Origin of the sequence: Enterobacter cloacae complex sp.6700776 (assembly GCF_048284255.1) — a bacterium.
In the GTDB taxonomy this organism is placed as follows: domain Bacteria; phylum Pseudomonadota; class Gammaproteobacteria; order Enterobacterales; family Enterobacteriaceae; genus Enterobacter; species Enterobacter intestinihominis.
Genome location: NZ_JBLVYK010000019.1, coordinates 45016 through 57353, shown reverse-complemented (window position 1 = coordinate 57353; position 12338 = coordinate 45016). Strand labels below are relative to the sequence as shown.

General features: G+C 49.6%; 7 protein-coding genes. 2 read left to right on the top strand and 5 right to left on the bottom strand.

Annotated features, from left to right (window positions below; genetic code table 11):
* Nucleotides 1–9 precede the first annotated feature (9 nt).
* Entirely contained in the window at nt 10–1104 is a 1095-nt protein-coding gene (locus ACNQ0T_RS19875; RefSeq protein ID WP_022649765.1) for a fimbrial protein, read from the top strand.
* A 138-nt stretch (nt 1105–1242) separates the two neighbouring features.
* Here ACNQ0T_RS19875 and ACNQ0T_RS19870 read toward each other — a convergent pair whose 3' ends face one another.
* The 5 genes from ACNQ0T_RS19870 to ACNQ0T_RS19850 all read right to left on the bottom strand — a co-directional run bounded on the left by ACNQ0T_RS19870 (nt 1243) and on the right by ACNQ0T_RS19850 (nt 11245).
* Nucleotides 1243–6813 (bottom strand): DUF3320 domain-containing protein, encoded by a 5571-nt coding sequence (locus tag ACNQ0T_RS19870; protein ID WP_161177823.1) that lies wholly within the window; start codon nt 6811–6813, stop codon nt 1243–1245.
* A gap of 266 nt (nt 6814–7079) precedes the next feature.
* Complete coding sequence (locus tag ACNQ0T_RS19865; RefSeq protein ID WP_417930344.1) at nt 7080–7442, bottom strand: YibL family ribosome-associated protein; 363 nt, start codon at nt 7440–7442, stop codon at nt 7080–7082.
* A 58-nt stretch (nt 7443–7500) separates the two neighbouring features.
* Nucleotides 7501–8091 (bottom strand): mannitol operon repressor MtlR, encoded by a 591-nt coding sequence (gene mtlR, locus ACNQ0T_RS19860; protein WP_023298873.1) that lies wholly within the window; start codon nt 8089–8091, stop codon nt 7501–7503.
* Complete coding sequence (gene mtlD / locus ACNQ0T_RS19855; RefSeq protein WP_417930343.1) at nt 8088–9251, bottom strand: mannitol-1-phosphate 5-dehydrogenase; 1164 nt, start codon at nt 9249–9251, stop codon at nt 8088–8090. The genes mtlR and mtlD overlap by 4 nt, the downstream gene beginning before the upstream one ends.
* 86 nt (nt 9252–9337) lie before the next feature.
* On the bottom strand, nt 9338–11245 hold the full coding sequence (locus tag ACNQ0T_RS19850; RefSeq protein ID WP_417930342.1) for a PTS mannitol transporter subunit IICBA: 1908 nt from the start codon (nt 11243–11245) through the stop codon (nt 9338–9340).
* Nucleotides 11246–11681: 436 nt separating this feature from the next.
* Here ACNQ0T_RS19850 and ACNQ0T_RS19845 point away from each other — a divergent pair, with 436 nt between their 5' ends.
* On the top strand, nt 11682–12290 hold the full coding sequence (locus ACNQ0T_RS19845; RefSeq protein ID WP_048966144.1) for a glutathione S-transferase: 609 nt from the start codon (nt 11682–11684) through the stop codon (nt 12288–12290).
* Nucleotides 12291–12338 lie beyond the last annotated feature (48 nt).

The following is a 12338-nucleotide window of genomic DNA, read 5'->3' as shown; positions in this document are numbered from 1 at the left end:
AGGAATATCATGCGTCACTTTATTCACTGGTTTTTCTATCTGAGCCTTCTTTCGCTTTTTGGCATGCTGAGTTTTCATGCGCACGCTCAGGCCTCGCCCTGCCGCACCACGCGCGATCAGTGGGTTGTCCAGGTACCCTACGCCATTGGATATGCTCCCGGCACCGCGGATTGGACGCCGGTTTCCGCGCCGATACAGTCTACCGGGCAAGACTTCTACAACTGTGATGGCGGTAGTGACCCCTGGCGTAGTATCGGATTTGTCGAGCTGGATAACCCCGTCGGCACCGTGGTGGGGGAAGACGGTGCGTCGCGGCACGTCTACAAAACCCAGATTGACGGCATCGGCTACGCGCTCGGGTTCCGCGAGCAGCAGTACTGTGGTGCGGATGCCGTACAGTATATTGACGGCACCAGCCCGGTAGACGGCAACGAGTCCCGGCGTATCTGCGATGCCTCACAGAATCCTGCCTTTGCCAGCGCCCCAACGTATAAATTGCAGTTCTGGGTGGTGTTTTACAAAATCCCGACGACCAGCCCCATGCCTGACGATAACGCCAACTCCCAGGAGCAAAATGTCGGATCGCTGATATTGCAGGCGGGAGAAAATCAAGCCAGCGCCACCAACGTGGCGACACCAGTACAGATTCATCTCGCCAGCTTCACCGTCAGGCGTACCAGCTGCTCAGTGGGCTCTCGCAGCATTCTTGTTCCCATGGGGAGCGTGAGCCAGCGTGAATTTCACGGCATCGGCTCCCGTGCCGGAGGCGGACGCTTCAGCATTCCGGTGACCTGTGAAAATAACACGGCGGTTAAGATGGGTTTCTTTGGCGATACCACGCCGGGCAACGATCGGGCGCTGGCGTTGACGAAGCAGGAGGATAGCGCCAGCGGTGTCGGGATCGAACTGCTTTACGGTGACAATACCGGTTCGGTTCAGGGGCAGGTGGTATCGTGGAACACCCCGCAGGTGTCAGCGCTTGGCCAGGTAGGGGATAACCAGACGCAGACCTTCTGGTTTGATGCGCATTACATTCAGACGGAAGAGAACGTAACGGCGGGAAAAGCGGATGCGATGGCCACGTTTAACCTGATTTACAACTGAGTTTCCCCTGCCGCAGCGGCAGGGGAGGACGATCAGAACGCGGTCTTACAAAAACCCGTCATCTCTTTCAGGCCCATTTCGCGGCGATCGCCTAGTAATGGTGAGCCTCTAGGAAAGGGTTAAATACATAAGGATGAATTAAACAACATTTCTGATGCTATCAACGTGAGGGTCATCAATCAAAATAAGACCATCATGTTGCTTGAGGTACTTATCTTTAATTTGTTGCTCAATAGTATCGGAGATGACTCGCTTCAGAACACTGCTGGTTGATTTAAAACCAAGCATTCTCGACACAGCTGTAATGATTTCATCCTCTGTTGCGCCCAAGCTAGCCCTGACAATTTGCATTGCTCCAGAAGCGATTTCTTTAGGTGCAATCAATTCAGGTTTACGTAAACCAGTAGATATCACGTTCTGCCTGTTTCGAAGTAGAATCATTACTTCCTTATGATAGAAAAATCCATTTTCTTCGTAGATTTTACCTTTCATACAAGCAATTTGAGCGGCCTGGCTGACAACGCTTTCTATCCTTGCTCCTGCCCGTTGTAATCCCCATGCAGTACGAAGGCGGGTAATGACTTCGTTCATGTGAATAGGTGATTCTGTGAAGACAATTTTTTCAATCATGTCAGCGAGAATACCAGTTGGTGTTTCATGTAAAGCATACGAAAGTTGAGCATCAATCTTTGCCTCTTCGTAATTGACAGACTGATCGTTTGCGGAGCCGGCTCGATCTAAACCTACCTCAATAATATCTTCTCGTTCAACGGTAACGATATCTACAGGAACGGCTCGAGAACGACCTGCGTTATGTTCTGCTCTGCTATTCAGCTCTGATTTTGCATTCTCAATAGCATTAATAACTCTTTGCAGTTGCTCTTCAGGTCTTTGGAACCAGTCAGTACTCCAGATACGGTGTATGATCCAGCCATGATCTTCAAGAACTGCCTGGCGCAAACGATCGCGTTCTCGCGCAGAGCGAGAGGAATGATAAGCACTGCCATCGCATTCAATACCCAGCAGATATCGCCCGGGCAGTTCAGGATCGGCGATCGCCAGATCGATAAAGAAACCAGCGATTCCAACTTGTGGATGCACCTGATAGCCTCGGTTCTGAAGTGCTGAGGCGACTTGTTCTTCAAATACGCTATCCATAGGGCGCCCGGAAGATGTGGACATTGATAAACGTCCTGTGCGGGCATATTGCAGGAAGAGCTTGAACGCCAAGACACCAACACCTTTCGCGCGCTCAAGGTCAATATCTTCATCAGTGATTGATGCAAAAACTTCACATCGGCGTTTTGCTCGGCTAATCAGCACATTAAGCCGTCGCTCACCACCTTGCGAACCCAGAGGGCCGAATCGCATTGCCAGATAGCCTTGTTTATTACGCGCATATCCTACTGAGATCATGATGACATCACGTTCGTCACCTTGAATGTTTTCCAGGTTTTTAATGAAGAATGGCTCGCCAGGATGAGAATTAAAGAAATCTTCATATTGTGGATTTAAACGACGAAGAACCTCTAATTCATCCTGAATAGCCTTACGTTGTGAAACGGAAAATGTTGCGACTCCCAATGACAATTCAGGATTCTGCTGTACATGCTCAAGAATGGCGGTAGCAATCCTTTTCGCCTCAATAGGATTGGCATTACCTGCACCTGATTCGAAAACACCGTTTTCTACATAATGGAATCGCAAGCCCATACCAGCCTCTTCGGTATATGGGCTTGGGACGATAAACAGTTTATTTTCATAGAACTGACTATTAGAAACCGCAATAAGCGACTGATGTCGACTGCGGTAATGCCAGCGAAGCATTCTTTGTGGCAAGCCTCTGGCCACAAACAGTCCAAGTATGCTTTCGATATCTGCTACTTGCGTCGAATCTTCATCTCCATCATCGTTACTTGCTTCAGTCATGCGAGAGAAGAAACTGGTTGGCGGTAATTGTCTTTCGTCGCCAACAACAACAACTTGCTGACATCGAGCAATTGCACCTATGGCATCGACAGGCTGAATCTGGCTGGCTTCATCCATTACAAGCAAATCAAATTTTTGCTTACCAGGTATCAAGAATTGTGCGACAGAAAGCGGGCTCATCATCATGACCGGTTTGATTGCCTGAATTGCTGGGCCCGCTTTAAGCATCAATTGGCGAATAGGCATATGGCCTCTTTTCCTAGCCATTTCAGCGCGCAGGACTCCAACGGGACCGGCCGCTCCGATTTTTGAAGGAATACGGCGATGGTGTGCTCGGGCAACCTCAATACTTGAGCTTTTTATACGTCGTAAATCCATTTCGGCAAAGAACTGAACTTTTCGGTTATGAAGATCGCCATCGAAGCGGGAAAGGGAAGGTGACTCTTTAGCCATTAAACTGAACAGCGATTCATAATAAGAATATTCGACCGAGCTATAACAATTGGATAATGGTAAGCGCCCATCCTCAAGCCGTTCTACAACTTCTGACAGCCCCTGGTTATTCGCCTGGTTACGTCGGTGTTGCCAGGCAACCCATTTAGACAATTGTTCGGCATTTTCAGTCCAGGAGGTTAGTTTGCTCAGGACGCTATCGATAGGTAAAAGTTGATTATCTAAATGGAAGAGATCATCGGTAGACGATTCGAGTTCGTTGGCCAGGTTTTCAAGTTCGTCAATGATAGAGACACGTGTCGCTGAAAGTTGTTTAGCAGAATTCAGTAACTCATCGCGATTGTTTATGGTTGCGCAGATGAAGCGTAAATCACTGTGTTTTTCCATCCATGTATAATCTCTAAAGAGATTATGCCAGTTTGACTGTGTGTCCAGCCATGCACTACCGAATGCTGCACTTCCCAATTCGGATTGAGATTCAATGACCTTCTTTTGATATTGCAGTGCGATAATCTTCTTAACCAGCGTCAGGCGTTCTCCGGGGCGATCTGCCGGTTCTTTAAAGACCTGATGTGATGTTGAATCTATACGACAGAGTTTTTGCGCCAGAGCTTCAACATAGCTTAATGGAACACGCTTAACAGAATAATGATTATCAAACCAGGATTCTGCACCTGCGCCAAACGCTTTCCAAAGTTGCTTCAGTTCGATGCCGGTTTGATTAAGAAGCTGCTCCAGTTTCTGGCTAAGGTGCCTCAAAGTTTCACGATCAGACAGTTGGCTCGCAAGTATACGCGCTTCTGAACCAACATCTTTAAGCGTTGCCATCCATTCTACTAATGCTTTCAAAGCACTGCTGTCACTGTTTTCACCACGCCAGTGTGAGCCAAACGCACTATTACCAAACTCGCTAGCGTTGGCGATATTTTTTCTTAGCATTTGCGCCTGAATAACATTATCCAAAAGCTCAATTTGCTGCTGAATAGGTTGATTTGTATCTCGAATGAGAGAGCGGGCAAGTGCACGTGAACGGCGCCATTCGCTGTTCAAAATTTTGAATATCCCAGTATGTATCGCGAGGTTATGACGAAGTTGTGTAAGGTCGGTATCCCAAATGGTCTCTGATACAAGTGGATCAATTTTCTGACGTAAAGAATATAAATCAGCGATCGAATTGACCAACTCCCTTGCTTGTTCGACACCATGTTCCCACACAGAAGCAATAAAAGCTTGTGGGCTCGCATCGGGGGCATCCGCCACACGTATGCTGAGTTCTATCAGATTTTTAATTTCATGAGATGAACGATAAGGAGATTCAGTACCTAGCTCTTTCGTCAGATGGGCCACTGTTAACTGAATTTGGGGTAATAGCGGTAGCAATGCTTTTGCGGCTGAGAAGGCATCTGGCAAAAGATCCTCTGGGATTGTTTGTAACTCATCCCGAAATTCAAGGAGAGGGGTATCAAACTGACCGTCATGAAGCAGTTCTTTGATTTCCTGGAGATTATCCTGATACGTTTCACCTTGTTCAATTAGACTTTTTATTTCGTTTAGAGAGTTAGACCAGACAGGATTTACTAATGCTGCTTCCTCAAACTCAGGCGCCTGATTTATGAGGTTAGCAATCTGAACAATTTTGTCTGCCTCTTTGAAATGTACGGGTACAGGTGTTATCCCAACTCGGGCAGCCAGAGCCACTATACTATTTTGAAAGTCATGTGCTTCGTGCAACAACATAGTGATTTTTGGCATTAGGCGATCGAGTTCACCAGGCAAAATGGATTCTCGTTTTACGCCATTCCACGGGTGATTATGGGGTAGCCCAATATCTTCAATTCGCTCAGTAAGCTCTTTAACGAGATCCAGTCGTTTTATCAGATCGTTATTGCTCCATTCATCGAAGCCATAAAGAAAGAAGTCTGTAGGTGTTTGCCCATTTTGACGTAATCTTACCAATTGCCCAATGACCTGGTAGGGGGTCAAACCTGAAGGTGTGTAGACTTTATGGAGGCGCGCTGGGTGGGCATTGAGAGAATCCCGGGCTTCAGTTAAATTCTCAATCAATTCATCAGGAAATTCGCCGCGGGGTGAACCTAAATCCCATACTCGTTTCAACTCTTCGAGCAAAATTCGTTTATTGGCCTTATTGCTGTGCAGTTCTAAACAGGCATCACCCACTCCTGTTTGGTCGAGACGCCGCTTGACCACTTCAAGAGCTGCCATTTTTTCTGCAACGAAAAGCACCGTTTTTCCATCTGCGATGGCAGATGCAATGATATTGGCTATCGTTTGCGACTTACCCGTCCCCGGTGGCCCTTGTATAACAAGGTTTCTACCTCTTCTTACCTCATGAATTGCGAGCGTTTGAGAACTGTCGCTATCCATTATATGAAGCATATCTTTTGGCGTGATGATGGGGTCTATAGAGCTATCTTCTGAGAGAAGTCCATCACTTTCATCGAACCCTTCTTCCATCAGCGCACGAATAAGATATTTTGATGTAATAGCTTCTTCATTGGGCCAGTTTGCAGGATCGAGATCTCGATACATCAAAAATTTAGAAAATGAGAACAAACCAAGGATAATGTCGTTGGGTATAACTTCCCAATCTGATTTCAATGCTATTGCTTGCTGTACAGAGTCAAAGTAACCACTTATGTTAATTTCATCATCGTCAGATTGCATTACAGGTAATGTGATCTGGTGCACGCGTTCAAGGAAGGCTTCTAGAGAAAGGTTAGGGATTATGTCTTCTGAACGCGCTTTTAGTTTAAATCTTTCTCCAGCACTACCGCGTTCCAGACTGACTGGCACCAGTATCAAAGGGGCATAACGGATATTCTCTTTATTCGCGAGATCCACCCACTTCAACGTGCCCAATGCTAGGAAAAGAATGTTTGCTCCTTGCTCTTCTTCAAGCGTTTTGGCGTCGTGATACAAATCGAGTAATCGAGTCTGCAAACCTTTAGGTGTCAAACGAGTCTGTAGTTTAGTATCAAGATGCTGTGATTTTATTTCGGCGTCTGTCTCATCGAATTGATAAATAAAAGATTTTTCCTCTGAAAGACTATCTTCTCTCTCCAGGTCGTCTTCTTTTCCTGATTTACCATGTAAAAATGTGAACGTCTTTTTTTCATTAAACAGAAGTTTGTAAACCAGTTCGGAACGCTCATCAATCACTTCCAGGAAACGCGTATTCTTCGATCGTGGAATGTTGAGTAAGCGGTTCCTTGCCCCTAAGTCCAGAAGTTCAGCCCTGGCTTTTTCAAGTTTTTGTTCTAAAGAAAGGGCGCTGTTTTGAAAGGTTGAGCTCTCAGTAGAATTCATAAAATTTATAACCTAATGCAATGACATACCATCAAGCCAAAGAAAATATATTATATTTCAATGGCGTGCCGTGTGTATTAGTTAGATCGAAAGAAATGAATGTCCACTTTACTCTTAACAATGACAATTGTGAACCCGCAGAGTTTACTATTGCTTCTTTACATTTTCGGGCAGCAGTCCGGTACTTTTAGGTAATAAAAAACCCAATACATTCTTTTGGTGAATCTATTGGGCTGGTTTGTATTTAATTTAACTTAAATTAAGTATCAGAACGCGGTCTTACTAAAACCCGTCATCTCTTTCAGGCCCATTTCGCGGCCAAGCTCAGTCATCGGGTGCACCACCACCAGGCCACGGACGCTTTTCTTCAGCTTGCCCATGTCGGCCTGCTCTTTTTTGGTGATCGCGCGGCGATGCGGCATGTTCATCAGCTTCTGCGCCTCTTTACTCAGCTTCTGGCCTTTCACATCGCGCAGGCGCTCAATTTCCGCCTCCAGCTTCACGGACTCTTTTTCCAGCTCGGCATATTTCTCGGCGGAATCAACAAGGGAGAGGCCAGTCATCTGATGGCGGATCAGATCCAGACGGTCGCTCAGGCGTTTAATTTCGTTCTTTTCGACTTCTTTCATGACAAATAACTCTGAAAACGGGGAATTTACAAGGAAGGATACACCAATGTGTGCGGGCTTACTTCTGAAACGCTTTTTTTAAGCTGATTTTAGAAATCAGCTCAGTCAGGGAAAGCACCATGGTGGAGCGGACAACTTGTTGATAACGCAGCTTTTGCATCATGTACAGCTCAGGGTCGCTGTCATCAAACTGAGGTGCGGGAGGGAGCGCGGCTACGCAGTGCAGTTCGCCGAAGGGCCCCAGGATCTCATCATCGGTGAAGGTGTACTCATTGCCGTCATGATTGAGCTCTTCGCGCAGCGCCATTAACAGCTCGGCGTCTTCATACTCCTGACGGTTGAGCACGCCAAGACCGTAGATCAGCTTCAGCCGTACCGATAAATCGCCCAGCGGTCCGTCTCCGTCCAGTAACGGTTCTACAGCATACTTTACCGCGTAGTCGTCTTTGCGAAACACCTGAAGCACCAGAATGTTCACCGCCTCGGTTAACAGCTCGACGGCGGCGATCAGGAAACTTCGTACGGTTTTGCCAGCATTCAGACGCTCAAGCACACGATTTTCAAAGGCCTGGGTTTGTTCCATTATTGCCTGCATATCTGACAATCTGTTATTCGGGCGCAGGCTAACCTGCGCCGGACTCTGCATCATTTGGTTGCGTTGTATGCGCTGACCGCCTCCGCAACCACGTCACTGTTGGCATCCAGACCGGAAATCTGCGCCAGCGCAGCCTGTGCGCCTTTGTCATCAATCAGCTGAGCCAGCTCAATCGCCTGCGGGTCCTGCTCGCTGCGGTAGTGCATTGCGGCAGCGATTCCCTTCACCAGGTTAGCGTGCGGCAGACCGTATTCCAGCGTGCCCAGCAGCGGTTTAATCAGGCGGTCGCCCGCGCTTAGTTTACGCAGCGGTTGACGACCCACGCGCTCAACGTCATCTTTCAGATACGGGTTTTCAAAACGACCGAGGATTTTCTGGATGTATGCTGCGTGTTTATCAGCATCAAAACCGTAGCGTTTGATCAGCACCGCGCCGCTCTCTTCCATTGCCCCTTTGACCACCGCACGGATGTTCTCATCGAGGATCGCGTCACGAATCGTCTGATGACCGGCCAATTTCCCGAGGTACGCGGTTATAGCATGCCCGGTGTTCAGCGTGAAGAGTTTACGTTCGACAAATGCCATCAGATTATCGGTTAATTCCATTCCCGGAATGGACGGCAGCGCGCCTTTAAACTGAGTTTTATCAACGATCCACTCGCTGAAGGTTTCCACCGTCACTTCCAGCGGGTCGTTGGTGGCGGATTCTGATGGCGGAACGATGCGGTCAACGGCGGAATCCACAAAACCAACGTGCGCTTCAACCCAGGCTTTATCTTCCTCAGCCACAGCGGCCAGAACGTGGCCTTTCAGCTGCGTGGTGCCGCGCACCATGTTTTCACAGGCGATGATGTTCAGCGGCGTTTCAACGCCTTGTGCTTTACGCTTCGCCAGGCCTTTCGCGACCGCCGGGGCGATACGCTCAAGCACCACCGGACCCACGGCTGTGGTGACCAGATCAACGCTCGCGATGAGGTCAATCACGTCGTCGCCAATGCTGCTTACCGCGTTGACGCCAGAGACCGTTTCAACCTGTTCGTTTTCACCCACCACGTGAACCTGATAGCTATGACGGGCATTCAGGGCATCAAGAACCACCTGATTCACATCGGCGAATGTCAGGGTAATGCCCGCGTCTGCCAGCAGTTTACCGATAAAGCCACGACCGATATTACCTGCGCCAAAATGTAATGCTTTCATAGTGTTAACCTTCATCAATGTTTTTACCCGAGAGGGCTGGGGTGAGGAACGTTTTCCCCTCACCCTAGCCCTCTCCCCGGGGGGAGAGGGAAGAGGCGCTGTTACTTGTTAAGCAGAGCCAGAACTTCTTCAACGCTGGTGGTATTGGCCAGACGCTCAATAACCGTTTCGTCATCCAGCGCGTTGGTCAGGCTGGTAATCACCTGGATATGCTCGTTATTGCGAGCGGCGATACCAATCACCAGACGGGCGATGTCTTCCTCTTCTTCACCGAAGCGCACGCCGTCAGGATACTGACAGAACACCACGCCGGTTTTCAGCACGCGGTCTTTGGCTTCCACCGTACCGTGTGGAACCGCGATGGATTCACCCAGGTAGGTTGGGGTCAGCTTTTCACGCTCCAGCATCGCCTCAACGTATTCCGGCTGAACGTAGCCGCCTTTCACCAGCTGCTCACCGGCGAAGCGAATGGCCTCTTCTTTATTGGTCGCCGTGCGGCCAAGGAAGATATTTTCTGCGCCCAGTTTGAACAGATGCGCGTTGCTCTCGTCGAAGCTGTCTTGCAGGCTGGTGCGCACTTTCACTTCGTTATCTTCATGGCGCTGGGCCGCAACCAGACGTTCGGTCAGGCTGGTGTACAGGCCGCTGTCGAGGAAGTTGGTCAGGGAAATGTGCTGCGCCTGCGGCACCTGACGCATGGCGCGCTCGGTCAGATCGCGGTGCGTGATCACCAGGTCAACGTCCGGCGGCAGGTTGTTAATCGCGCTGTTGGTCACGGAGATGTTGGTCAGACCCACATCCTGCACTTTCTTACGCAGCACGCCCGCACCCATTGCGCTGGAACCCATACCGGCATCACAGGCCACGATAATTTTACGTACGTGGCTCAGGTCGTTAGAGACATCACCCGCCGCCAGCGGCGTTGCGCCTTTGGATTCGGCTTTCATGTCATGCATACGACGGGTTGCCGCTTCGATATCGTCGTCTTCTTTCACCTTGCTGGTTTTCAGCAGGATAGCGGAGACCACGAAGGAGACGGCCATGGCCGCACAGATCGCCGCGATGTTCGCGAAGTAGGCGCCTTTCGGGGTCATCGCCAGCACCGCCAGAATAGAGCCTGGAGAAGCAGGAGACACCAGACCACCGCCCAGTACGCTCAGGGTGAATACGCCGGTCATACCGCCAAGGATAACGGCCAGGATCAGACGTGGGTTCATCAGCACATACGGGAAGTAAATTTCGTGAATACCGCCCAGGAAGTGAATGATCGCCGCGCCGCCAGCAGACTGTTTCGCGCTGCCGCGACCAAAGAACATGTACGCCAGCAGAACGCCCATACCCGGACCCGGGTTCGCTTCAATCAGGAAGAAGATGGACTTGCCGAGATCGTGTGACTGCTGGATACCCAGCGGTGAGAAGATACCGTGGTTGATGGCGTTGTTCAGGAACAGGATTTTCGCCGGTTCAACGAAGATAGACGCTAGCGGCAGCATGTCGTGCGCCACCATGAAGTTAACGCCTGCCGCCAGCAGTTTGGAGAGCACTTCAACCGCAGGACCAATGCCGAGGAACGCCAGAATCGCGAGGATCATCCCGATGATGCCCGCGGAGAAGTTGTTCACCAGCATTTCGAAGCCGGATTTGATCTTGCCATCAACCCAGACGTCAAATTTCTTAATAGCCCAGCCGCCCAGAGGACCGGCAATCATCGCACCGAGGAACATCGGCATATCCGCACCGACAATTACCCCCATGGTTGTGATGGCACCCACGACACCACCACGGTCACCGCCCACCAGACGACCACCGGTATAACCGATGAGCAGCGGCAGCAGGTACGTAATCATTGGGCCAACAAGTTTCGCCAGCGTTTCGTTAGGCAACCACCCTGTCGGAATAAATAATGCGGTGATAATACCCCACGCGATAAACGCGCCGATATTTGGCATCACCATGTTGCTGAGGAAACGACCAAAGCTTTGCACTTTGATCTTGAAATCGGATGACATAAAACACCCCTTCTTATGTTTACGCTTAGGCTTGTGGCCCGAGGTTTATCGTTAATGTGCGGCGGCAGAGGTAGCCGGGCCCTGTTCTGATGCTGTGAAATCTGGCACTGAATCGTTCAACTGTCCAGATAGCGGAATTTTGTGTGATCTGAATCACATGAATGTAGGGGGTGAGGATATTAATGAAGTGATCGCGATCACATAATGGGTGTGTAAAAAAAATACATTGCTCAGAATTACGCCAAAATGAGGGCTATTTTGTGATTAATATCACAATGTTAAGTTGGCTGTTTGTTTCCAGATTGTGATTTGATTCACAAAATATTTTTATGCAGATTTCTCCCGTATCCCCTCACGGCAGGAATGCGATACGTACACCTGCCTTTTTTCACGGCTTGATCAATACTGACCTCTTTATGGGCATTAAGGATAAGCAATGAAACTCATCGGCAGTTATACCAGTCCTTTCGTGCGTAAGATTTCGATTCTCCTGCTGGAGAAAGGGATTGAATTTGAATTCGTAAATGAACAACCGTACCACGCAGAGAACGGCGTTGCGCAGTACAACCCGCTGGGGAAAGTCCCGGCGCTGGTAACGGACGAGGGCGACTACTGGTTTGATTCCCCGATCATTGCGGAGTACATCGAGCTGCTTGGCGTTGCGCCAGCCATGCTGCCGGCGGATCCAAAAGCAGCGCTGGCGATGAAGCAAATTGAAGCCCTGGCGGATGGCATTATGGATGCGGCATTAACGTCCGTACGCGAGCAGGCAAGGCCCGCCGCCCAGCAGTCAGAAAATGAGCTGCTACGCCAGCGCGAAAAAATCAGCCGCAGCCTGGATATGTGCGAACAGCTGATCCGCGAGGGGAAAATTCAGAGCGATAGCCTGAATCTGGCGACGATCGCCATCGCCTGCGCCATTGGCTACCTTAATTTCCGCCGCGTCTCGCCGGGCTGGTGCGTGGATCGTCCGCTGCTGGTCAAACTGGCGGAGACGCTCTTCCAGCGCGAAAGTTTCGCCCGGACTGAACCACCAAAGGCTTGATGCGGGTTATAACACTTCCTGGCGGGAGGCGGTACAATCCCCCCACAT

What these genes read in the sequence shown, in the direction of transcription:
- ACNQ0T_RS19875 (WP_022649765.1), top strand. Translation starts at nt 10, where the DNA reads ATGCGTCACTTTATTCACTGGTTTTTCTATCTGAGCCTTCTTTCGCTT.
- ACNQ0T_RS19870 (WP_161177823.1), bottom strand. Translation starts at nt 6,813, where the DNA reads ATGAATTCTACTGAGAGCTCAACCTTTCAAAACAGCGCCCTTTCTTTA.
- ACNQ0T_RS19865 (WP_417930344.1), bottom strand. Translation starts at nt 7,442, where the DNA reads ATGAAAGAAGTCGAAAAGAACGAAATTAAACGCCTGAGCGACCGTCTG.
- mtlR (WP_023298873.1), bottom strand. Translation starts at nt 8,091, where the DNA reads ATGATGCAGAGTCCGGCGCAGGTTAGCCTGCGCCCGAATAACAGATTG.
- mtlD (WP_417930343.1), bottom strand. Translation starts at nt 9,251, where the DNA reads ATGAAGGTTAACACTATGAAAGCATTACATTTTGGCGCAGGTAATATC.
- ACNQ0T_RS19850 (WP_417930342.1), bottom strand. Translation starts at nt 11,245, where the DNA reads ATGTCATCCGATTTCAAGATCAAAGTGCAAAGCTTTGGTCGTTTCCTC.
- ACNQ0T_RS19845 (WP_048966144.1), top strand. Translation starts at nt 11,682, where the DNA reads ATGAAACTCATCGGCAGTTATACCAGTCCTTTCGTGCGTAAGATTTCG.